Origin of the sequence: Stenotrophomonas sp. PD6, from assembly GCF_049199305.1 — a bacterium.
Lineage (GTDB): Bacteria > Pseudomonadota > Gammaproteobacteria > Xanthomonadales > Xanthomonadaceae > Stenotrophomonas.
This window is the reverse complement of sequence record NZ_JBLZQD010000004.1, coordinates 254,823-276,737: the sequence shown is the minus strand read 5'-3', so window position 1 is coordinate 276,737 and position 21,915 is coordinate 254,823. Positions and strand designations below refer to the sequence as shown.

Annotated in this window: 22 protein-coding genes and 3 pseudogenes; 10 read left to right on the top strand and 15 right to left on the bottom strand. The window is 60.8% G+C overall.

Features of this window, described 5'->3' with window-relative positions; all coding sequences use genetic code 11:
• Nucleotides 1-275: 275 nt before the first annotated feature.
• The 6 genes and pseudogenes from ACOZHM_RS08910 to ACOZHM_RS08885 all read right to left on the bottom strand — a co-directional run bounded on the left by ACOZHM_RS08910 (nucleotide 276) and on the right by ACOZHM_RS08885 (nucleotide 6,657).
• Nucleotides 276-1,178: a manganese catalase family protein gene (locus ACOZHM_RS08910; RefSeq protein WP_394161509.1), complete on the bottom strand. Its 903-nt coding sequence runs from the start codon at nucleotides 1,176-1,178 to the stop codon at nucleotides 276-278.
• Between the two features lie 295 nt (nucleotides 1,179-1,473).
• A complete protein-coding gene (locus ACOZHM_RS08905; RefSeq protein WP_421568894.1) occupies nucleotides 1,474-3,249 on the bottom strand; it encodes a YbhB/YbcL family Raf kinase inhibitor-like protein in 1,776 nt (591 codons plus the stop codon).
• A gap of 243 nt (nucleotides 3,250-3,492) precedes the next feature.
• A pseudogene (gene ligD / locus ACOZHM_RS08900) lies at nucleotides 3,493-5,388 on the bottom strand (DNA ligase D); the annotation flags it as partial.
• A gap of 267 nt (nucleotides 5,389-5,655) precedes the next feature.
• A pseudogene (locus ACOZHM_RS08895) lies at nucleotides 5,656-6,066 on the bottom strand (DNA polymerase ligase N-terminal domain-containing protein); the annotation flags it as partial.
• A 12-nt stretch (nucleotides 6,067-6,078) separates the two neighbouring features.
• Nucleotides 6,079-6,255 (bottom strand): DUF3606 domain-containing protein, encoded by a 177-nt coding sequence (locus tag ACOZHM_RS08890; RefSeq protein WP_394161515.1) that lies wholly within the window; start codon nucleotides 6,253-6,255, stop codon nucleotides 6,079-6,081.
• Between the two features lie 57 nt (nucleotides 6,256-6,312).
• Nucleotides 6,313-6,657 (bottom strand): hypothetical protein, encoded by a 345-nt coding sequence (locus ACOZHM_RS08885; RefSeq protein WP_394161517.1) that lies wholly within the window; start codon nucleotides 6,655-6,657, stop codon nucleotides 6,313-6,315.
• Between the two features lie 230 nt (nucleotides 6,658-6,887).
• Between ACOZHM_RS08885 and ACOZHM_RS08880 the strand changes: the two genes are divergently transcribed.
• Nucleotides 6,888-7,424, top strand: a complete 537-nt coding sequence (locus ACOZHM_RS08880; RefSeq protein WP_394161519.1) for a hypothetical protein — start codon at nucleotides 6,888-6,890, stop codon at nucleotides 7,422-7,424.
• Between the two features lie 72 nt (nucleotides 7,425-7,496).
• On the opposite strand, the gene ACOZHM_RS08875 is transcribed toward ACOZHM_RS08880, so the two are convergent.
• A complete protein-coding gene (locus tag ACOZHM_RS08875) occupies nucleotides 7,497-8,006 on the bottom strand; it encodes a ferritin-like domain-containing protein (protein ID WP_217539222.1) in 510 nt (169 codons plus the stop codon).
• Nucleotides 8,007-8,113: 107 nt separating this feature from the next.
• A complete protein-coding gene (locus ACOZHM_RS08870) occupies nucleotides 8,114-8,467 on the bottom strand; it encodes a response regulator (protein ID WP_210131546.1) in 354 nt (117 codons plus the stop codon).
• 176 nt (nucleotides 8,468-8,643) lie between these two features.
• Between ACOZHM_RS08870 and ACOZHM_RS08865 the strand changes: the two genes are divergently transcribed.
• Together ACOZHM_RS08865 and ACOZHM_RS08860 are read left to right on the top strand one after the other, a co-directional pair.
• Entirely contained in the window at nucleotides 8,644-9,792 is a 1,149-nt protein-coding gene (locus tag ACOZHM_RS08865) for a two-component system sensor histidine kinase NtrB (protein WP_421568893.1), read from the top strand.
• 1 nt (nucleotide 9,793) lies between these two features.
• Nucleotides 9,794-10,150 carry a response regulator gene (locus ACOZHM_RS08860; RefSeq protein ID WP_421568892.1) on the top strand — a complete coding sequence of 119 codons (357 nt, stop codon included), beginning with the start codon at nucleotides 9,794-9,796 and terminating at the stop codon, nucleotides 10,148-10,150.
• Nucleotides 10,151-10,182: 32 nt separating this feature from the next.
• Here the strand turns inward: ACOZHM_RS08860 and ACOZHM_RS08855 are convergent, their stop codons facing one another.
• The 3 genes from ACOZHM_RS08855 to ACOZHM_RS08845 form a co-directional block, all read right to left on the bottom strand.
• A complete protein-coding gene (locus ACOZHM_RS08855; RefSeq protein WP_210132181.1) occupies nucleotides 10,183-10,443 on the bottom strand; it encodes a PQ-loop repeat-containing protein in 261 nt (86 codons plus the stop codon).
• Nucleotides 10,444-10,448: 5 nt separating this feature from the next.
• Entirely contained in the window at nucleotides 10,449-11,150 is a 702-nt protein-coding gene (locus tag ACOZHM_RS08850) for a glycosyltransferase (RefSeq protein WP_421568891.1), read from the bottom strand.
• 119 nt (nucleotides 11,151-11,269) lie between these two features.
• A complete protein-coding gene (locus ACOZHM_RS08845; protein ID WP_210131552.1) occupies nucleotides 11,270-12,433 on the bottom strand; it encodes a zinc-dependent alcohol dehydrogenase in 1,164 nt (387 codons plus the stop codon).
• Between the two features lie 124 nt (nucleotides 12,434-12,557).
• Between ACOZHM_RS08845 and ACOZHM_RS08840 the strand changes: the two genes are divergently transcribed.
• On the top strand, nucleotides 12,558-12,851 hold the full coding sequence (locus ACOZHM_RS08840; RefSeq protein ID WP_421568890.1) for a hypothetical protein: 294 nt from the start codon (nucleotides 12,558-12,560) through the stop codon (nucleotides 12,849-12,851).
• Here the strand turns inward: ACOZHM_RS08840 and ACOZHM_RS08835 are convergent.
• On the bottom strand, nucleotides 12,820-13,413 hold the full coding sequence (locus ACOZHM_RS08835; RefSeq protein ID WP_421568889.1) for a TetR/AcrR family transcriptional regulator: 594 nt from the start codon (nucleotides 13,411-13,413) through the stop codon (nucleotides 12,820-12,822). The two genes, ACOZHM_RS08840 and ACOZHM_RS08835, sit on opposite strands and share 32 nt — an antisense overlap.
• Here ACOZHM_RS08835 and ACOZHM_RS08830 point away from each other — a divergent pair.
• Nucleotides 13,412-15,139, top strand: a complete 1,728-nt coding sequence (locus ACOZHM_RS08830; protein WP_421568888.1) for a serine hydrolase domain-containing protein — start codon at nucleotides 13,412-13,414, stop codon at nucleotides 15,137-15,139. The genes ACOZHM_RS08835 and ACOZHM_RS08830 overlap by 2 nt on opposite strands.
• Nucleotides 15,132-16,445 (top strand): MFS transporter, encoded by a 1,314-nt coding sequence (locus ACOZHM_RS08825; protein WP_421568887.1) that lies wholly within the window; start codon nucleotides 15,132-15,134, stop codon nucleotides 16,443-16,445. The genes ACOZHM_RS08830 and ACOZHM_RS08825 overlap by 8 nt, the downstream gene beginning before the upstream one ends.
• Before the next feature lie 178 nt (nucleotides 16,446-16,623).
• On the opposite strand, the gene ACOZHM_RS08820 is transcribed toward ACOZHM_RS08825, so the two are convergent.
• Nucleotides 16,624-17,091, bottom strand: coding sequence for a BLUF domain-containing protein (locus ACOZHM_RS08820; RefSeq protein WP_421568886.1), 468 nt, complete (start codon nucleotides 17,089-17,091; stop codon nucleotides 16,624-16,626).
• A gap of 193 nt (nucleotides 17,092-17,284) precedes the next feature.
• Nucleotides 17,285-18,280: a magnesium transporter CorA family protein gene (locus tag ACOZHM_RS08815; protein ID WP_421568885.1), complete on the bottom strand. Its 996-nt coding sequence runs from the start codon at nucleotides 18,278-18,280 to the stop codon at nucleotides 17,285-17,287.
• A 160-nt stretch (nucleotides 18,281-18,440) separates the two neighbouring features.
• Between ACOZHM_RS08815 and ACOZHM_RS08810 the strand changes: the two genes are divergently transcribed.
• From ACOZHM_RS08810 to ACOZHM_RS08795, 4 genes and pseudogenes are all read left to right on the top strand, one after another.
• Nucleotides 18,441-18,833 carry a hypothetical protein gene (locus ACOZHM_RS08810; RefSeq protein WP_421568884.1) on the top strand — a complete coding sequence of 131 codons (393 nt, stop codon included), beginning with the start codon at nucleotides 18,441-18,443 and terminating at the stop codon, nucleotides 18,831-18,833.
• Nucleotides 18,834-18,927: 94 nt separating this feature from the next.
• A pseudogene (locus ACOZHM_RS08805) lies at nucleotides 18,928-19,425 on the top strand (ferritin-like domain-containing protein).
• A gap of 44 nt (nucleotides 19,426-19,469) precedes the next feature.
• Complete coding sequence (locus tag ACOZHM_RS08800) at nucleotides 19,470-20,108, top strand: DUF6766 family protein (protein ID WP_421568883.1); 639 nt, start codon at nucleotides 19,470-19,472, stop codon at nucleotides 20,106-20,108.
• 390 nt (nucleotides 20,109-20,498) lie between these two features.
• Nucleotides 20,499-21,014 (top strand): response regulator, encoded by a 516-nt coding sequence (locus tag ACOZHM_RS08795; protein WP_421568882.1) that lies wholly within the window; start codon nucleotides 20,499-20,501, stop codon nucleotides 21,012-21,014.
• 486 nt (nucleotides 21,015-21,500) lie between these two features.
• On the opposite strand, the gene ACOZHM_RS08790 is transcribed toward ACOZHM_RS08795, so the two are convergent.
• The gene (locus ACOZHM_RS08790; protein WP_421568881.1) at nucleotides 21,501-21,839 is read right to left on the bottom strand and encodes a tRNA-binding protein; all 339 of its coding nucleotides are present in this window, start codon (nucleotides 21,837-21,839) and stop codon (nucleotides 21,501-21,503) included.
• Nucleotides 21,840-21,915 lie beyond the last annotated feature (76 nt).

Sequence of the window (21,915 nt, the reverse complement as noted above, 5' to 3'; positions counted from 1 at the left end):
CATGGGAGAAGGCTCCAGCCCCTGCCTTAATGACGTCGTCCTGCCGGCGCCTTCATTGAGGAGCCTTGAAGGGGGGTAAGGCTCGTTTGCCCACCATGCAGGTTTGCTGAATCTGTTGTCCACCCAAGGACCCTTGCGGCGCCGTTTTTTTCAAGCAGGTCCTTGATGGTGAAAGCACCGCACATATGTGCTTGAAAACTCGCGCCAAGGAAGGGGCTCTGAGAGGAAGCCCGTCGGCTGGCGGGCTTCATTTGAACCGGGTTACGTGAATCTGGTCACGGCTCCCGTGGATTGACGTCGACAGCCCCGGCACCAGGGCCTGCGCCCAGTTCAGCCCCGGTCGCCGGGCGCGCGTCGGGATCAGAAAGGGTTCTCGCAGCCATGGTTTCCAAGGCGACTTGCTCCCTTTCGCTGAGGTCCACGTCGCAGCTTCCATCCCCGCCGTCCAACGCCGCTTGAGCGTCACGGTCGGTGACCCGCTCCCAAAGCTCGCCGCTGTTCCAGCTGCCCTCTACATCGCCCTCGCCTTGCGACATGTCCATGTAAAGGTCAGTGAATGCAGGGTCCCCGGGCAGCTTGCCCGGAGGGAAGTTGGGCTGGATGCTGTAAAGCGCCTTTTCAAACGATTTCTGGTGTGCGATTTCACGGGTCATGAGGAACCGAAGGGCGTCTTTGATGCCCGGGTCATCGGTCACGTTGATGAGCCGTTCGTAGACGATCTTCGCGCGTGCTTCTGCCGCGATGTTCGATCGCAAATCCGCCGTGGGCTCGCCAATGCTGTCGATGTAGGCGGCTGTCCAGGGCACGCCGCTTGAGTTGACCAACGCCGGGCCACCGCCATACAAGATTTGCTCGGTGTGGCTGGTGCTGTTTTGGCCCATCAGACGCATGTCTTCGGCTTCCATCATGCCTTCAGACTGAATGGCCTTAGGGCCCCGGTTGAGCATCGCGATGATCGTGCCAATGATCTCAAGGTGGCTGATCTCTTCGGTCGCGATATCCATCAGGAGATCCTTGCGGCCCGGATCCGCCTCGCCGAGACCCTGCGTGAAATACCGCATCGCTGCGGCCAGTTCGCCCTGCGGACCTCCGAACTGCTCGAGCATCAACGCCGCCAGGGCGGGATTGGATTCTTTGACCCGAACCGTATACATCAACTTCTTGTGGTGAAGAAACATTTGCGCGTCTCCTTGGGGCTGGCTATGGCTTGCCTTTATGGAAGAGTCGTCATCTCCTCTGCGGCATGGGTATGGTGCCTGCTCGGGCATCGACGTCCCGTAGAAAACCGTGACGAAAAATCCGCCCTTTTCCACACGCGCTCCTGATCTACGCGTAACTTCTACGCGACTCCGCGCTTCTGTGAGACGTCGGCCGCCCAGAACATCTGAGCGGCATTCCCTAGGGCTGCTCGTGACCGGTTGCGGTCTGGCCATCGGTTACCTATACGCCGACCTGGTCAGCGACGGAGCGGGTTTACTTCAGAGGAGGATCGGTCTGCTGATAGGTCCCCACGAGCTGGCCCTTGCCAATCACATGGCCTTTGGCTGCCTTGAGCACTTCATCGCGGGTCGCCCCAGGACGAACCTCCAATCGGGCGTCCAGTGCCAAGATCTGGAAATGGTAGTGGTGCGGGGGATCCCCCACTGGCGGCTTCGGCCCGTAGTAGCCGATCGAGCCGCGGCTCGTTGCCCCTTGAAGCACGCCCTCGGGATCGGTCAGCCGGGGCTGAGCTTGGAGACCTTCCGGTAGACCGGTCAGGGATCCGGGAATGTTCCAGGCGACCCAGTGGACGAAGGGCTTGATGGGTGAGGCATCGGGATCCTCGGCGATCACCACGTAGGTCACCGCCTTTGGGACAGGGTTCCACGTCAGCTGGGGCGATACGCCTTCGTGATACGTACTGAACCGCTTGGGCATGGGTTTGCCATCCTGGAAAGCCGGGGACCGCACCGCGATGGACACTGTTTCGGGGGTGCGCTCCAAGACCAACGGGACACCCGTCCCGGCGGTGACCTGCCGCTCAAGGGACTGCGAAGGAATCGCGGTGGGCTGCGCTGCAGCAGGGGTGCCGCCGCTGTAGCTCACCCGATAGAGCGTGCCATTGGCATCATCGCCCACCAACAGGGCTCCGCCACGTGTGATGGCCAGCCCCACCGGCCGGGCCACATGCTTCTGGCCCCCATCGACCAGGAACCCGGTCAAGAACGGCTCAAAGGCGGTGGGCTGCCCGTTGCGGAAGCGGACCCGAACCACCTCGTAACCAGAGGCGGGCTTTCGATTCCATGAGCCACGCATGGTGACGAACGCATCGCCCCGGTATTCCGCCGGGAACTGGCTGGCCGTGTAGAACACCATTTGCATGGGGGCGGCATGGGCGGTATAGCCCAGCGTCATGGGCTCGCTCATCTGAGCCCACTGCGCCTTCGTGATTTCCCCCGGCGGGGTGCTCTGCGGGTTTTGTCCGTCCTTCCCCCAGATGTGCGGCCAGCCATACTGCTTGCCTTTGACGATGTGGTTCAGTTCCTCCGGCTGGACGTCATCGCCCAGGAAGTCGATGCCGTGATCCATGCCCCACAACTCGCCAAATTTGGGGTCCCACGCGAAGCCGATCGTGTTTCGCAGCCCACTAGCGAAGATCGTCCTGCTTTTGCCATCAGGCGTTGACCGTAACAAGGCGGCATGCTCCGGGTTGGTCTCGTTGCATGCGTTACAGGACGAGCCCACGCTGATGTAGAGCATACCGTCTGGGCCGAACGCCATCGTCCGGTTGGGATGCTGTCCGCCGTCCGGCAAATCGTTGATGATTCGCTCGACGGCACCCAGGGAACCGTCTGCATTGATGGGCGCTCGAAAGACCTCGGTCGGGGTAGCCATGTAGAGCTGTCCGCCTCCGATTGCCAACCCGTGGACGTTGGGTCGGTGCGTTACCGCCCTAGGCGCCTCGTCCAGGGCTCCGTCTTCGTTGGCGTCCTTCAAGAGCAACACGTCGCCTTGCTCCCGACGGGAGACGTAAATGTCGCCGTTTGGAGCAACGGCGATGATCCGAATGTTCTTCAGGTCCTTGGCGAAGGCCTCGACCTCGAATCCCTGCGGCACCTTCAGCGCGGCAATGCGCTGGTCAGTAGCGGGGACTTTGTCGGGTTTGAAGGTGTTGACCCGGGCGGGAACGTCCGTCCCATCGCCCTGCTGGGCAAGCACGGGGCCAGTTAAGACGCACAGCAGAGCGGCGTATACGAGGGTCCGTTTCATGGGCTCTAGTCCAAGGATAACCAGGACCTGAATCATCAGACGGCCCAGATCAACCGCGTGCGAATGCTATGCGAGTGGAGCGTGAGCGGGCTCTTGGTGGGTCATGCCCCTCGGAAGAAGTTCCGCTGCCACTCGGTCGTGCCCTTGGACTTCGCGTTCTGTCGTGGTCAGAAGGACTCCGTGACCCTGCGCTCGGCCCGTCAGCGTGCATACGGCAAATGGGTTCCAACGCAGGGGCCAAGATCAGTCGTCTTGTGCCCACCGGGCCAGGTTCTGCTGAATCGTGTTGATGTCCGCCCACGGATCTTTTCGGCGCCGCTTCAGCTTTTCGGGCACCTCCTTCATGGTGAAAGCATCCGCACGGGTCAGCTTGGAGAGCTCGCTCCAGGCGATGGGCACGGCCACAGGCGCGCCGGGCCGACCACGCAGTGAATAGGAGGCCACAGCCGTGGCGCCGCGGCCGTTTCGCAGGTAGTCGACAAAGATGCGCTTGTTGCGAAGGCTCTTGGTCGAGGTCGCCAGGAAGCGGGTCGGCTCCGACTGAGACAAGGCCTCGGCGAACCCTTTGGCAAACCGCTTGGTCAGGTCCCAATCGCACCCGGGGTTCAAGGGCACCACCACGTGCAAGCCTTTCCCTCCCGACACCCGCAAGAACGACTCCAGTTCCAGTTGCTCAAGCAGCTTCCGGATGTCCACGGCGGCCTTTTTGACCTCGGAGAACGGAACATCCGGGCCCGGGTCCAAGTCGAAGACCACGCGATCAGCCCTGTCCGGGTCCTCTGCGTGGCTACCCCAAGGGTGAAACTCCAGCGCGTTGAACTGCACCAGCTCCAGCAGGCTGGCCGCGTCGCGAACCACCAGGTAGTGCGCGTTGATGCCGCTGTCCTCTTTAAGGCGAACCGAATCCACCAGCTCCAAGCCGGCCGTGTGGTGCTTTTGGAAGAAACAGGGCTTGGCTGTCCCGCTGGGACAGCGAATGATCGACAACGGACGGCCGATGATCTCGGGAAGCAAATGATCCATCACGGCCGTGTAGTAATCCCACACGTCCTGTTTAGTCGCCTTTATGTCCGGAAAGATTACCTTGGTGGGACTGGACAGTTTGGGCGGCGTGCGCGCTTCACCTACCGACTTGGCCGAGCTCCCCACAGAAGGTTTTTTGGTCGCCTTCCGGGACGGCTTTAACGGGACTGCATCCGTGGCCTTGTCCGCTGGAGGTGTCCTGTCTGAGTCGGCCAGGTCGGCCACGTCTTTGTCTCGCCGAACCGCTTTGAGCGAGGGTTGACGCAGCAGTTGTTGCCCACCAATGCCCCGGTAGAACGCTTCCACGACAAAGCGCGGCTCAAACCAAGTCGCTGACCGAAGGTCGGTATCCTTGGTGGGCACGTGGGCCGTGGGCGTCTTTCCACCCGCCCGGCCGATCAACTGGCTCAACTCCTTGATGAGCGTGTCGGAGAAGCCCGAGCCCACTCGCCCCACGTAAAGCCACCCGTGTTTGGGATCCGGCTTGGCCAACAACAGCGACCCAAAGCCGGCGCGGCTTCCCTTGGGGGCGGTGTAGCCCACCACCGCAAACTCATCGCTGGCCAACTGCTTGGTCTTCTTCCAGTCCTCGCTTCGGCCACCGCGATAGGCCCGATCAGCTCGCTTGGAGATAATCCCTTCGAAGTGGCGGTCGCCGGCGAGTTGATAGGCCGATTCCCCGTCCCCCTCGATGTGCGAGCTGTAGGCCAAGGGCCCTAAACTCCCTTCCAAGAGCTCTTGCAGGAGCTCCTTGCGCTCCAGCAGGGGCGCATCGGCGATGTCGATTCCGTCGATGTGGAGCAAATCGAACAGGGCGTAAGCCAACGTGCCTTGGCGCTCCCCGGATAACGTGGCCTGGAGGAGGTTGAAGTCCTCCTTGGTGCCACTGCCGGCGATGAGTTCGCCGTCCAATGCGCCTGATTTCAGCCCCAAGGCGGCCACAGCGTCCCGGATTTCGGGGATCTTCGACGTCCACTCCAGCGCATTGCGGGACCATAGCTGCACTTGGCCCTCAGCGATCGTGGCCAGAATGCGGTAACCGTCCCACTTGATCTCATGAATCCACTGGTCTCCCTTGGGGGGCACGTCTCCCAGCTTGGCCAGCTGCGGCTCGAACGGGCCTTCGGGCGCTTTGGCTTTCTTGGCTTTGGTCAGCGCCGAGGCTTTCTTCGCCCAGTCCCTGCGCCGTCCTTTCTTCGGCAACGCGACGGCGGTGAGCTTCTTCTTATCGGCCTTCCCCGCGCCCGCGCGCTTCAGATCTTCGGCGGGCGGTGCGGTCACATCGCCAAGCAAATCGTCCGCCTCCACGTCGCTTGCGAAGGCATCGTCGTCTTTGAATAGTAACCATTGCGGCTGCTTGGCGGGCTTACCCGACCGGACCAGGTGCCATCCACCCTTCAGCTTCGTGCCAAACAACTCGAACCGAAGATGCCCCTTGGCGAGCTGGGCTTCCGGGTCGCCCGTCGTCGCCCACACACCGTGGTCAAACTGGGCGACGTGCCCGCCGCCGTATTGCCCTTTGGGGATGTCGCCTTCGAAGCCGGCATAGTCCACGGGATGGTCTTCCACCTCTACGGCCATCCGTTTGACCGTCGGATCGTAGCTGGGCCCTTTGGGAACGGCCCAGCTCTTCAGCGCGTCCCCGACCTGGAGCCTGAAGTCGTAATGCCGGCGGCTGGCGTGGTGTAGCTGGACCACGAAAATCGCCCGTTTCCCCTGCGGCAACGCCTTGCCGGGCTCCGGCTCCTTCGTTTTGTCAAAGCTCCGCTTGCGGCGGTATTCCGTAAGCGACATGCCCTTCCCCGGTTACTTGTGCAAGTGCTTTCGCACCGCGACCGCCGTCGGACCTACGGCCTTCACCGCCGCCCGCAGTTCCTCGGCGCTGACACCCAGCGCCTTGGTCCAATACTGGAGCTCGTAATCTTCGTTGACGTTGATGCGGTCGCGGTCCGGGCTGCCAGTGTTCTTTTTGTCGTCGGTCATGGTGATCTCCTCCGTTCGTCCTAAATGGTTTGGGCCCAAGCAACTGCCGGCTTCAGGTCACTGCATAGCGGGAGATGGGGTCGCGCTGAACGCTGTTGGCCGAACAGCGACAGGTCCGTAGGCCATCTCGCCTGCAGCAGCAATCACTTCCAATAGGTGAGCTGCGACGGGGCTTCGCGTTTTCCGCACGCCGATAAAGTGGACCCATGAACCGTCCACTTCCACGCGTGTTCCGGCAAGCTCTGGGGACCGGCTCACCAGCCCTTGCAGGTTCTGAATCCACGTATCGCAGGGGGTCGCGTCCAGCTGGACCACGGTGGTGGCATCGCCCGCGTAAAGATCCGCCATTTCCATTCGGGTCACTCGCGGCGTCGCAGCCAGAAACTGTGGATAAGCGCTCATACGATTCTCCTAATAAGGTTGGAGACAAATATCCGCTTCAGAGAGAGCACGGCGTGTCACCAAGACGTCAAGGGGACGTCAAGCCGCTGGGCAGCTCTAGTCGAGTCGCCATTCATACACGAACGCTCGCACGCGCGACGAAAAAACACGCCGTCGTAAGCGGTAGTTCCCTAGTATTTTCGGTAGAGCTAAGCTTGCACCCATTACGCGGGAGTCACGGTGAGAAGTGATTGCAACTGATTCCGGGAGCGACAATGTTCAACTCAGCGATGGACGTGACGATTTGGCATGGCCTCTATCTGCTTTGGCTTACTGCAGGGGCCATCGACTTTTGGCTTCACAGAGCCAGTAGCATCGAAACCACGTCGGGGCTAAAAGAATCCGGGCTGCACTTGGTGCAGATCGCGATCCTGGGGGCGGCAACGCTGCTATGGCTCTCCTTTCGAGCGTCTCAACCGCTTTTCCTGATCCTTCTGGCGCTGGTGTGTCTGCACGCCATCACAGGCTATTGGGACACCCGCGTGGCCTATCCCACGCGAGCCATTCGCCCCTTGGAGCAGCACGTTCATAGCATCTTGGACTTGGCCCCTTGGATCGCAATCGGCGCCGTTTACTGGTCTATGCCTGATACGCATGTCGCTACTGGCCTGGCACTTGACCTGGCTCCCATCGCCTTGTGGTTGTTTGCCATCGTGCCGGCGCTCCTCCTTACGGTGCTTCCCGCCCTGATTGAGTTCCGACGCTGCATTGTCTACCGCGCGCCCTGAGACGCATGGCAAGTTGAGGCCCCGTCGGAGCGTCGTAGCGCATCCGACAGGGCACTGATGACGATCCAGCCGTTACTTCTTGGCTTCGACGCCTGGGGTCGCGTCGCGCACCAGGAATTCCTCGGTCACTTCGGGCAAGTGCGAGGCCAGCCAATCGGCCATTGCTTCTTCCTGGCCCAAGATCTCCTCGCATACGCGGGCCGTCTCCGGGTCGCCGGCGGTCTTGGCGGCCGCGATCAGCGCGGTGTAAGACGCGATTTCGAAGTGCTCGAACACGTAGCCGGCCATCGCGCCTTTCACGATCTCATCCGAGGCGGTCATCCCGCCCAGCGCTTGACCGAAGGCGGCCATCTTGCCCATCACGTCTTTGATGGTGGAAGGAGAACCGCCCAGGCGCTTGATGCACCCTTCCAGCAGCTCTCGCTGGCCGATCGTTTCTTGGATGTGCTCTTCGATTCGCGCTTTCAAGACGGGATAGTGCTCGATGCGGGACGCCTGGCCCTTCAGCATGGTCTCCGCCTGCTGCTCCATCGCATGAGCATCGCGGAGCCAATCGAGCAGGTTTTCTTTGGTTTCAGCCATGGTGCAACTCCTCGTTTGGATCAGGGGAAACCGCACCCTATCCAGACAAGCATCGACGAAACGCGATGTAGAAGTGACGGCCGGGCGAATCCGACCCTCAACGCCGGTCAGACAGACGCCGCCGGGTGGAGCTCAGAGATGGCGCGCCGAATGTCCTTGAGTCGGAATGGCTTCTCCATGACCGGGGTTCGTTGGAAACGCTCGGGAAGGGTCCTAGCCCCAAAGCCCGTGGTGAACACAAACGGGATCCCGCGCTCCATCAGCACATCTGCGACGGGGAAGGACTCTTGGCCGTGCAGGTTGACATCCAACATCGCCACGTCAAAGGCTTCGCTTTGCGCTCGCTCCAACGCTTCAGGCAGATACTCCGCCTTCTCCCCCACCGCATAGCCCAAGCTCTTGAGCGACTCTTCCAGCACATACATCAAGCTGGGTTCGTCCTCGACCAGGAACACACTCACCGATTTAGTCCCATCTGGCATGCCCTCACCCTCCCACGCCCGTCGTTTATCCATGCAAGGACAGTGTGAACGACTACCCGCAGGGTTGTGTAAAGGTCAAGTCAAACTGCGCACCGAGACACCTTTTTACGGTTTCTTTACAAGCCATCCTTTAGGGTCACGCGATCCCGGGGAGGATGGACGTGACAGAGTTGCAGCACCCCAAAGATGTCTTGAATGACGAATCCAGGCAGTTCGCTCTCTTAGTCAACTCCGTCACTGACTATGCGATTTATATGCTGGACGAGCATGGCGTGATCCGAACTTGGAACCCTGGTGGTCAGCGGATCAAGGGCTACACGGCCGAAGATGTCGTTGGAACCAATTTTTCTCGCTTCTACTTGCCGGAGGATGCGGCTGCCGGCGTGCCGCAACGCAACCTGCGAACGGCCGCTACCGAAGGCCGTTGTATTGAGGACCGATGGCGGGTTCGGCAAGACGGCTCGCGGTTCTTGGCGAGCGTCGTGATTGATCCCATCTGGGTTGATGGCGTGTTGGTTGGATACGCCAAAGTGACCCGAGACATCACCGAGCGCCACGACGCTCAAGAACGGTTGCAGCAGGTTCAACACAGCCTTCTACAGGCGCAGAAGATGGAAGCGATTGGCAAGTTGACTCTCGGTCTTGCCCATGACTTCAACAACCTTCTGACGATCATCGTCAACTGCCTCGACCTCATCAGCGTCCGCGTGAAGGACGGGCCCGCTGCCAAGCTGATCGAGACGGCCCTTCGCGCGGCCGAACGGGGCGCCCTCCTTTCCAGACAACTGCTGACGTTTGGCCGAGGACAGAAGCTGTCCCCCGAATCGTTGGATGTCACCGCCGCCCTGCGCGAGTCGAAAGAGCTCCTGCAACGGTCTGCGGGTGACACAGTCAACGTGGTTTTCAATCTCGATGACGATCTTCCGCTGGTGTTCGTCGACAGGGCTCAGCTGGAAGCGGCAGTGCTCAACTTGGTGTGCAACAGCCGCGACGCCATGCCCAGCGGCGGCACCATCACCATCACAGCGCGCGCGCAGGATACCCAAGACCCTGCATCGACAAACCATGCGCCCGAGCCCCACGTCTGCCTGACGGTCGAGGACGATGGCGAGGGCATCCCACCTGACAAGCAGGCACGGGTTTTCGAGCCCTTCTTTACGACCAAACCGGTAGGACGGGGCAGCGGTCTTGGTCTGAGTCAGGTCTTTGGTTTTACTACGCAATCCGGGGGATTTCCCCAACTAAGCAGCGTTCCGGGCGAAGGCACCCGCATCACGCTCTGCTTTCCAATCTATGAGCCTTGAAATGCCCATCAACGTTTTGTTTGTTGAAGACGAAGAAGATCTGCGCACCGTGGTGGTTGAAGCGTTGGCCGATCAAGGATTCGTGGTCACCCCTGCATCAGATGGCGTGGAAGCGATCGCTTATCTTAGGGGTGACACACGATATGCCGTGGTTGTCACCGACGTGAGCATGCCAGGCGGCATATCCGGCTTCGAGGTCGCTGCGGAGGTCGCTCAGACACAGCCCCACGCGCGCGTGTTAGTTGTTTCAGGCCTGCAACGCTCCCAACTCGCGCCCATTCCTGCGGCCGTGCGCTTTTTGCCAAAACCTTACCGCTTCAAGCAGCTGATCACCGCTATCCACGAACAGCTCTCGTAGCCATCGTCAGGCGCCCATCAAATTTCCGCCGATCAGCGTCGGTGTCGCCTACGGAGAGCAAGGATTTGGCCGACCACAGCGGTAACGAGGATCAGGCTATTGGTGACCACAAAGACCGTCGATCCCATCAGGGCGCTGTAAGCGATGAACAACACCGATGCGGTCATTTGCCCGACGAAGAGCCATGTGGACACCGCTTCCACCGACCCTGCCCGGTGTTGCTTGTAGATCTGTCGAGACAACGTGGCAATGAGCACGGCCGTGGCGGCCCATCCGAGTAGGTCTGCCGGCATCGCGGTCATCGCACAAGTGCCTGCGCTGGTGGCAGCGCAGCAGGGGTTCCCAAAACCTCGCGCTCCAAGGCCTGTAAAAAACTACTGAAACCCTGTGGTGCCCTTGATGAGCGTCGGGCGCTGGTGAATACCACCGGCCGCGCACGCCAAGCGATGCTTGCTCGCGAACACTCAAGGGCCCGCACCAGTGCTACATCCTCACCCGTTGCCAACGGCGGGAAGCCGCCGACTTTCTCATAAGCTGCGGCACTGAGGCCCAAGTTGGCGCCGTGGATATGACGGTGCCCATCGCACGACAGCTCGCGGCCGGCAAAGGCTTCACGCACAGCGGGGGGATAGTCGCGCCATTCGGCCACGTCCACCACCCCGCAGAACGCGTCAGCGCCGCATGCTACCTGCTTCCACAGCCAGTCCGCAGGCACGACCGTGTCGGCGTCGGTGCTGGCAATCCAACGTGCGCCCAAATCAAGCGCATGACGGGCCGCCGCCGCACGCGCGACACCTACGCAGCGCGCATCGAGCGCGACTGCCGCTGCACCGTGGAGAGCGCACACGCCGCCTGTGCCGTCGGTGCAGGCATCCAGCGCGACCACGGTTACTACCGGCTCGCCCTCCAAACCTGGATGCACTGCAGCTTCGTTGACCGCCTCAAGGCAGCGACCAATGTCATCGGCTTCGTTGTGCGCCGGCACGATAACCGCGATCACCACATGCCCTCAGGGTGGGCCACTCTGCTCGGTTTGGGGCTCAAGCCAATCAGTGGCAGATCGACGTCTGGGCCGGTCAGAGCGTGCGCAGGGCCGCGGCAAAGATGACGGTTCATTTGTCAGGGGATAAGGATCACCTTGCGGCAGTCCTCCTCCTTACGGTCGAAGAGTTCGTAGCCGCGGACGGCTTCTTCCAGGGGAAGGCGGTGAGTAATAATCACGCCCGGGTTGAGCGCGCCTTCCCCGATGTAGTCGAGCAACTCGGGCATCAGGCCCTGCACGTGGGTCTGGCCCATCTTGAAGGTCAGGCCCTTGTCGAACGCATCGCCAAGCAGGAAGCCATGCAGGTAACCGGCGTAGACGCCAGGAATGCTCACCGTGCCGCAGCGGCGGGTGGCCGCGATGCACTGGCGGATCGCCACCCCGCTGCTGCCTTCCACCTTCAGCGTGGTCAGTGCTGATTCGAGTGCGCTTCCTTCGGCTTCGAAGCCGACTGCTTCGATGGAGGCATCAACGCCGCGCCCGTTGGTCTGCGTGATGATGTATTCAGCCGGGTCTTCGATCTGACTGAAATCCACTGGGGTTACGCCGTAAGTCTGCGCGGCGAAGGCCAGCCGGTAGGCCAGGTGATCGACCATAAAGATGGTCTCGGCCCCCAGCAAACGGCAGCACGCGGCAGCCATCAGTCCGACCGGGCCGGCGCCGAAAATGGCCACAGTAGACCCCGGTTTGACGCCCGCATTGATCGCGGCCTGGTAGCCGGTAGGCAGGATGTCCGACAGGAACAGCACCTGCTCGTCGGGCAGCGCATCCGGCACGCGCAGCGGGCCCACGTTTGCCTTCGGAACCCTGACGTATTCAGCTTGGCCGCCGGACACCCCGCCGTATAGATGGCTATAGCCGAACAGAGCGGCGGGCGGGCGGATGCCCTTCTGGTTCACCGCCGCGCCCTTCCCGGTATTGGTGGTCTCACAGGCCGCGTGTTCAGCCAACTTGCAGTGGAAACATTCGCCGCAAGCGATGACGAAGGGCACCACCACGCGGTCGCCAGGCCTCAAGTCGGTCACGCCGCTTCCTACCTCCTCCACGACCCCCATGAACTCATGGCCTAGAACGTCGCCGGTGTGAAGGTCGGGAATCTTTCCGCGGTATAGGTGAAGGTCCGAGCCGCAGATAGCGGTCGCGGTGACGCGCAGGATCAGGTCATCGGGCGCCGCCAAGGTGGGATCCGGGACGGTGTCCACCCGGACATCTTTGCTGCCGTGGTAGGTCAACGCGCGCATTGGCGGCTCCTCTTAACGTGATCGGTGCACCTAGAGATACCCGTCGCTGCGTCCCGGGTCGGTGATTGCCGTGTCGTGACGATGTGGAGCCCACCAAGCAGAGGGCGGCAATGAGTGCTCTAAGGTGGTTTTCGGTGACCAGAATGCCGGCATCGGCAAGTGCGGAGGGCTCAACGAGGCACTCGTGCTGATCCACGCCGCGCGGATGAGCGGCTTGCGTGTCATGGTTGGCTCAATGATTGGCAGTTCCATGGCCATGCGTCCCGCCTTCATCGCCGGCCAGTTCGCGGATCTGGTGGACCTCGATGCGCCCCTCCTTCTCGGGTCCGACACCAGTCCCTCGGCGAGCTACGATGGTGGCTTTATCCAATTTCGCCACGACTCCCTCATCGATGCCGGCGCTTTGTCGGATGGGTAAAGGGACCGCCATGGATCTCCTCAAGCAGATTTCTAGCCGCAAGAAGCATTGCGTCATTGTCAGCGACTACGCCGGTCATCATCTGAAATTGTGCAGAGAGCAACAAAGCAAAAAGGCATTCCCCGATCACGGCGACTCGCTCTGGGGCCAAGCCGTCGTGGGCGAGCATCGACATCTGCTGCATGACGGCCGATCGCTGTCCCTGATATCCCTGGTCGACTGCCCCTCGAACTTCCGGGCTGCGCCGGGCCAAGGCGGCCAGCTCGAGAGTGACCCGCAAGCGTATGTTGGTCTCGTCCCGAAGCGCAAGCTCCGAAAGCATTTCGGCGAATCGTTGCAGTGTCTCTGGTGCTGTCTTGCATCCTCGGAACAAGGGACGGCTTTGAGGGTCACTTTTGATTAACTCGGCGAGCAGTGCCTGCCTCGACTCAAAGTGCGTATACAGCGCGCCGATACTCAATCCGGCAGCACTGCTGATGCGGGCCATGGACAAGAACTCCAAGCCCTCCCGATCTATCGCCACACGCGCCGCATCAAGGATCTGAGCGCGCCGGGCCGCCATGTGGGATTCGTCTCGCTTCGGCATCGTCTGTGGGGACTTGGACAAGTGGCCGAATGTTACCTCGAAAAGCGAACGAACACTCATTAATCTCTGGAGAAGAACGATGACATCAAGCGCTGCTTCAAGAGTCCACGCGATACTGGACCCATACAACGTGGGGGATGCCCCAGGGTTTGTCATCAGCGTTCTCCATGGTGGCCTCCCTTTGATCCGCCGCGGGTTTGGCCTTTCGAGTCTTGAATCACGCTTGGTCAATCAGCCCGCCACCCGCATGCGCATCGGCTCGACGACCAAGCACTTCGCGTGCGCTCTTGCATTGCTCGCTGAGCAAGATGGCGTATGCAGCATCGATGACCCGGTAGGGAGGTGGATTCCGGAGCTGCCCTCGGCCCAAGGGGTCCGCACGCTCAGGCAGCTGATGAACCACACTGGGGGAAGTCGCGACTATTTGGACCTGGCCCTGATGTCGAATGCAATGTCGGCCCTTCCAATGGACGCTGCACTGCGCTACCAGTGCATCCAGCAGGATGACAACTTTAGTCCAGGCGATCGTTTCATCTACAACAATGGCGGATACCGCTTACTCTCTGTCGCCTTGGAGCGCATGCTCGGCGCTCCGTTGGGAGAGTTGTTCGAGGAACGCCTCTTCCGTCCCCTTCAGCTGAACGACACCGCGCTTTGGGTCAGCGATTCAGATCTGCTTTATGGCGTGGCCACAAACCATTTGCGTCGTCCCACCGGCGATGGCTTCACCCGTGGGGTGTTCCCTACCCCCCTTCTCGGGGAGGGCGGAATAGTCTCCACCATCGACGACATGCAGCGATGGCTCGCTCACCTACAGCGCCCCACCCTTTGGGATTGCGCCCTCACCCATCAGTTGACGGCACCGACCCGGCTGAACAATGGTTTCGAGAGCGCCTACGGTCTGGGCTTGATTCGTGAACGATGGCGCGGCGTGGAGTTGCTCCATCACGCAGGCGGGGTAATCGGGGGAAGCTGCCAGATGTTGACGGTCTCAGAACACCAATTAGATGTTGTGATCATGAGCAACCGCAACGACATCTCCGCGTCAGACTTGGCATTGCGGGTCGTAGAAGCTGTATTGCAGGATGTCTTGTCCCCCCAAGCTCTTCCTGCAAAGGTTCAATCAGGATCTTCCCTGGTCGGTCACTATTATTGCGCCGCCATTGGGGAACATATCGAATTGTTGGTGGAAGACGGCAAGCCGGTGTTGACCTGGTTCGGCATGCCTTTGCCGTTAGTCGATGCCGGCGACGGCGCGCTTGCAGTCAATCTTCTCAGCATCATTGCGCTGCAGCTGCGTCCGCGCCTGGACGCAAGAGGCTACGTGACCGGGCTCGACGTCCGGGAGCAGGGCTACCAACATCAGTTCGACCGCTTGCAGCTGCCGTTGCAGGGCAACTGCGCGGATCTTGCGACGCTTCAGGGGACCTGGCACAGCCCCGATCTGGCGTCGCGCATCGATCTTGACGTCGACGAAAGGGACTGCTCAGCTCGCATGCTCATCAAAGGACTATACGGCCGTGCCCGGTATCGACTAAGCCCCCTTACGAAGGATGCGTTCCTCGTGAAGAGCGATGCCATAGAGGTGCCAATGGACGGGGTGCTGCGTCGGGTAACGTTGGAAGATGGCAATGTTGAGCTCCGGTTCACCACCATGCGCAGTAGGGATATTCGCATTCTTCCAGGATCAGGCGATGAATGACCGTCAGACCCACCGTCTGGGCAGCACCCTGCTCGTAGGCTATGGCGCCGGTGCTTTCGGGGCACTGCTGGGATTTGCGTTGGTGCCGCTCCTGCTCCTTTACTACCTCACAGAAGTCGCCGGACTGCCTCCAGTCTGGGCTGGGGTGGTCCTAGCAGTGCCAAAAATCAGCGACTTATTATTGGACCCGTGGCTGGGGCGTAAGACAGACGCCTTTGCCTCGGCCAACCGCGGGCGCGCAAGCGTGCTCTTGTTCAGCGCCGTGGTCCTCCCACTGCTGCTGGTGTTGCTGTTTATCCCGTTGCACGCCCTACCCCTTGCTGCGCGGGCAGTGGTTTTTGCCATACTGCTGACCACTCAATCCCTCCTCACGACCGTTTTTGCTGTGGCTCATACGGCTTTAGCTGGCGACATAGCCCCGACGCTTGGCGCGCGCGGCACACTCATTTCTGCTAGGTCGTTTGGCGCGACGACGGCAGGGCTGGTGGTCGCGGGCGTCGCCCCAGCACTTGTTTCCCGGTTTGGTAACGCTCAGCCCGGGTATTTGGGGATGGGAGCCGTCCTGGCTGTTGCCTCGATGCTCTTTTTGCTGCTGTCTTGGCTGACGTGCCGAGGGACACCGATGCGCGAAGGGACAGGGGATGTCGCGGCGAAAACCAAGCGACTAATCCCAGCGCTCCGAGCTACGTTGCAGAACCGTGCCTTCTATGTGGTGGCCGCGATGCTCGTCCTCATCGGCATTGGCAGCGGGTCCTTGGTCGCGCTGATGCCATACGTGAACCAATACCTGCTCCAGCGCACCCCCGCCGAGCTGCCTGCCTTGATGCTGCCGGTTTTCTTCGTGCTGCTTGCAGGCGTATTGGTTGCCCCGTGGCTGCTGAAGAAGGCGGGGCCGGGTAACGCGTTGCTGTTTTCACTTGTCATTGCATTGGCCGGCATTGTGGTGCTGGCAGGTGGGCCCAGGCGCGACATATCCATGGCGATCGGCGCCGGGCTCTTTGGGCTTGGCGCAGGGCTCCTGACCGTGCTCATTCTTACGTTGGCCACCGAGACTGCCACGCGCTCCCAAGCGGCAGGCGAAAGCTTGGGGCTTTACCTAGGCGTCTTGTTCTCGGCAGAGAAGATGGGTGCGTCAATCAGCGTGCTCCTTACCGGCTTCGGACTGGATTGGGTGGGTGTGCGGGCTGGCAATGCGCCCGGCCCGACCAAGTTGGGGGCGCTCTGGCTTTGGCTTCCATTGGGGGCCTTGCTCGCCTGCTTTGCCCTGCTCGCGATGCAGCGAAGGGCAATCTTCTCACTCAGGTAGCACTAACGCCTAAAAATGACATTCCGGATGGCTGGGAGGTTCGTTTGCAAAGCCCAGCCCAACGGGTGGATCCAGGTCTTAAACATCCGAAGCGCCGCAGTGGCCGCAGAAGGATCGCCCCACTGCAGTTGACAAATGTTTCGACGGCCTTTTGAGAGCACTGCAAAGGACCTTGCAATCACCATCTGCAGTCGCCGCATATACAGCCGGGAGGCCGCTCGCATCCAATGTAAGGATTGATGAGTGCAGTGACACACTCTATGCCCGTCGGAACCTGAAACATCGACACCTCTTGCCGGGTTGCCAAGCCGCGCCAATCGCTGACCTCTGCGATGCGCAGGTCTTCGGGTTCAACAGCCAGCCAACGCATGGACCAATGGGGAAAGCGCCTTGCCGCTCCAACGCTGCGGCCAAGCTCCACCAGCCTCAGATGGCTGCTGGCACTCGTAATCCTCAGATAAGCCGCGGCAACCCCTTGTTCAGGCCCTTCAATGTATTGCAAGAACCGCTTTCCATCGGTAAGCAGCACCCCGGTCACGCCTGTGTTGAGGTTGTGAGCAGAGGCTTTCTCGGCCAGCTCGTCGATCTGGAGAAGGCTCACACCGGGGCTGACCTGGCTGCAATAGGCAATGGCGAGCAAAGGCATGGCGCGCCCTCTGTGTGGTTACGGACACCGATGGCCCCAGAGTAGCAGCGGCAAGCACTCTGCGGCCGTCGAGCGATAAACGTAGGCGAAGAAGCCGGTCTCTTCTTCGCATAGGCCAAGCGTGCACCTGAGTCCTTTCCTGAACCGTTTGGTGTCTCTTCGCACGTGCCTGGGCCGTCGGCGGCACATGCAGCTAAAGCCACCCTCGCCTGCGGCCGACCAGGACGGACGTCACCCCCAATCCGACCATGACTCCGACGGCGGTCCAAAACCCCGTTGTCTTCAGGCCGAAGAAGTCTGCCTCGAAGTTCATGCCCAGCGCACCTGCGATGACCGCCAACAGGCCAGTGACCACCGTAACGAATGTGAGTAGCTTCATGCGCTCGTTGGTCTGAAGCTCCGTCTGGGTGCTGAACAGCTGGAAGCTCCCCACGACGAGCTCTCGGGCGTTCTCCACCACGTCCAAGGCCCGCTCGTAGCGGTCGTCCAGGTCGCGCAGGTGGCGGGCCACTTCTTCCGCCCCGTCTGGAACGAAGTCGGGCCGAGAAAGCCCATCAAACACGACGCGGTGGGGCGCGAGCATGCGACGCAGCCGAGAGGCCGCGCCCCTCAAGGCACAGAGCTCAGGGAGGGCGGAGCGGCCTGGGGGCTTATCGGAGAGGATGCGGCTCTCAAGTCGTTCAATCTCGACCTCAAAAAGGGCCACCGCCGAAAAATACGTGGACAGGTGCCAGTCCAGCAATGCGGCCACGAAACTTGCCTCGCCCAGGCAACCGATATCGCAGACCGTTTCCGGCTCCCGGACCCGCATGTCGGCCAAGAAGTCGATGTCGTCGACGTGGTGCGTTACGACGAAGTTTGCCCCGGCCACAATGGTGAGGACCGCGCCTTTAAAGCTCAGGTTTTGGCCGGGGAGCACCGCGACCACGCGCGCCATGAAATGGTTCGCGAACTTCTCCAGCCGAGGGTTTGTCGCGACAGGGCCGGCCGGCAACGACCCCCGCCCTAGGGACATGGCCTGCCAGACGCGTTCCACGTCCGCGTCAGTGGCCCCACCGAGATCTACCGAGAGCAACTCGTCGTCGTCGGGGACATTGCTCAACAAGTCTGCAATGGTCAGCGAGGAGCTGCCTTGCGCCTGGAAAAGAGTAATGGTGATGCCAGCAGCACTGCTTCTAGAGATGTCCATGGCTGGATTTTGCTGAGATGACCTTAGACCCTGCGTGAAGGGAGCGCCAAAGGTAGGAAACGCTCCCCTTGCAAACGGCAAGTATGCACTGGGAATCCCCTTGAGCCAGCGATCACGGCGGCAGGCCTAAGGTGAAGGAAATCCTTCCACGTTTCCTCCCATGTCTTCTATACACGCCTACCCCGCCGTCCATGGCAACCTCCTGGTTCTGGAGGATGATCGAGAGTTGGCCCCTCTTCTCAAAGAAGTGCTCGTTATGGCCGGTTACGACGTTCACCTCGTGCGAACCGTAGCGGATGCAAAGGACCGCATCGGCCGAGGCGCCCTGGCTGCCGCAGTGCTCGACTGGGGGATTTTTGGAGGGAATGCAAAGGAGGTGGCAGACGAACTGCGCACAGCAAGAGTGCCCTACGTCTTTGCCTCCGCCTCCAATCCTTCAGAGCTCCCGGCTGACCACCGTTGGGCGCCCTTCTTCTCCAAACCCTACCCCATCACCGCCCTTATCAACGCGGTGGAGGAAAGCCGCTCGGCTGGCGTTCCGATCCCTGGGTGACGACGCACTTCCACACGAGCACAAACCTTCACGCCGCTTGCTCCGAGCCAGGCGCATGGTAGGCATCCGATTCCCCTGAACGAAGGTGCTTTGCATGGCAATCAAGACCGCAGAAGAACTGTTTGTGCATGAGCTCTCGGACATTTAGAGCGCCGAAAAGCGGCTGACCAAGGCCCTTCCCCGCTTGGCCCGCGCCGCGGAGAACCCGGACCTTGCTGCTGCTTTTGAGACCCATCTGGAAGAAACCCAAGGCCAGATCGAGCGCATCGACCAAGTGGTCGAAGTGCTGGGCATACGCCTAAAGCGCATCAAGTGCGCGGCGATGGAAGGCCTGGTCGAAGAAGGCAAGGAAGTCATCGAAGAAATCGAAAAGGGCCCGGTGCGCGATGCCGCCCTCATTGGTGGTGCCCAGAAGGTGGAGCACTACGAAATCGCGTCCTACGGCACGATTGCCGCCTTGGCCAAGCAGCTTGGCTACAAGGACGCCCTGCCCTACCTGCTGGAGACGTTGGAAGAAGAAAAGGCCACGGACGAGAAGCTCACCTTGCTCGCTGAGCAAGGAGGCAACCAGAGCGCGGCCAAGTCGAAGTGAGTTCTGGGCGGGCCTTCGGGCCCGTCTTTTCTGGGAGTGGAAAGATGTGGCGTCGTAACGGTCCGTCTCTGGTGCTATTTGGCCTGATGGCCGTCTTCCTCGCGGGCCAAGCCCTCACTGGGTGGCACGTTTTCAACGAAGAACTAACCCAGCACGGCATGGCCTCGATTGGGCTGTGGAGCTACCGTTCTTCCGGTCACTTCATCAGCGCCACGTTTGAGAACTGGGAGAGCGAGTTTTTGCAGATGGGCATGTATGTGCTGCTCACCGTCCGCCTCCGCCAACAGGGGTCTGCCGAGTCCAGGCCCCTGGACCCGCAGGAAGAGGAAACCCGCATCGACCCCGGCCCTACCCCGCTGCCCGTGCTCAAGGGCGGGTTGTGGAAGGCCCTTTACGGCCACTCCTTGGCGATCGCCTTCTTTGCGCTGTTTTTCCTCTCTTTTGGGCTCCATGCAATGGGCAGCTGGGAGGCCAAATCCGCCGAGGATCGCTTGAGCGGTCTCATGCCTCCTGGCTTTATCGAGCACCTGTTCAGCAGCGACTTTTGGTTCGAGTCGATGCAGAACTGGCAGAGCGAGTTTCTAGCCGTGCTGGCGTTGGTCGTCTTGTCCATCTTCTTGCGTCAAAAAGACTCGCCGCAGTCCAAAGCGGTGGAGGCCCCGCACTCCCAGACGGGTGACTGACGTGCCTCGGCCCGCCCTTCTCATCATCGACCTCTTCTCTCGCTTCGACTTCCCAGACGGGACACCTTCATATGCTCTGGCATGAGGAGATGAACGTCCCGCAGACTCACCGGGACCACGGCATCCGCTGTGATATTCACAATGCGCGACGAGTGCGAGCGATCAGCCGCCGCGCACGCGACCCGATAGCTGGTTCGGTGTGAAGCATGCCACTGGCTCGCGTCATCGCGTGGCTCAGCGGCCCTTCGGCGTGGAAGGCCCCTTATCGGGTTTGGAACTACTTAACGGCTAAGTAGAAATACCGATCCTGACCTTCTTGATCTACGGATGGCCCTTCAGTGGTCCCTTTGTATCGTGTGTTAGACCCAAGGGCTTGCCACTGGGCTTTCGATGACGAGAAATTCCGCCGTTAGGCAGATCGGTGAAAGGGGGCATGTGTTGAAGAAGCGACCAGGAAGCTGTAGAAGAATCCGGCGGCTGTTGATCGCGGACGACCACTTGATCGTCGCAGAAGGGCTGGCCAAAATATGCTCTGATTTGGCGGACACCATCGAATTGGTGATTTCCGGCGACCAATTGCTTGACAGGGTCCAGGAGACGCCGCCAGATCTGGTCATTGCCGAGACCGAGTTGCCCATCCTTTCCGGCATCAACGCGATGAGGATTGCCCGATCGAGGGGTCAAGCGTTGCCATTTCTCTTCCTAACAAGGCGTGCTGACCTGGACGAAGCGGCCTCATCGGTCCGGTGGGGCGCCCGGGGCTACCTCACCAAAACCGCAGACCAAGCCGAGTTGTTGGAGGCCGTAAAGACCGTGCTCGCTGGCGGCATCTACTTTTCCGTAGCGGTTCTGACTTCGCCGCCGCGCTCGGACACCGGCAGCGCCTACGGTTTGACACCCAGTTAGGTCGGCATTACCGGGAACTCGGGCAAGCGATTCGAGCAAAGGGGATTGCATATGCCATGGGGCTCTCGACCCGAACCACCGAGCACCACAACTCTTGATTGATACGGAAGCTCGGAGTTCACGCCACCACAGCTGGTCGCAAAAGCGAGGGAGACAGGGGACATCGAGCAGCGGCTGTCGAACCGACCTCCTGGGGCCGCTATGCGGTCCAGTTGGGCCCTCGGGGGCCACCTGCAAGCGCGACAACCCCAGAACGCTCGACTCCCACCCCGCTGGGGCCGTCAAGCACTGCCGAACCCAGGCATCTGAAGGCTCACCTGCACCCTTGCCGCTGGGCACGTGAGCCTCCTAAGTCCCTGCGTTTGAACAGGCTCATTTCGACCTTTCGAGAAGACCGAGACCAGAAGGGGCCGCGGAGCGGACGTCGGCTCGCTGGTCGCAACCACGGGCATCGCGATCCGAGGGGATAGTAGTTTCAAAAGAACTTCATAGCAGCCGGGCACCCAGCGGCACTGGGTGCTCGGGCACGCATAGGCTGACGTTTCCGCAAGCATCATGAAAACCAAGCACCAAACATTGGGACATAAATGGCCCAACTTGCTTATCGGGGAGGTTCACGACCGCCACGACGTTCTTTCCTACAAGTGACTCCAGAGAATAGAGCGTCGTGATCTGAGCACTGCACTTCCGGATGCCGACCTCTTCACCGAAATCGATCTTAAGTTTGTATGCCGGATTTTTTGCTTCTGGGAACGCGTCGACGGCAATGACGCGACCGACCCTGATCTCCACTTTGCAAAAATCGGACCACCCGATTACGTCCATCGACTCGGCCTCCATACCAGATTAAAAAACGCCGCCACGTCACGTGGCTGTGAGCCCATCCAACCGCTACAGCGGC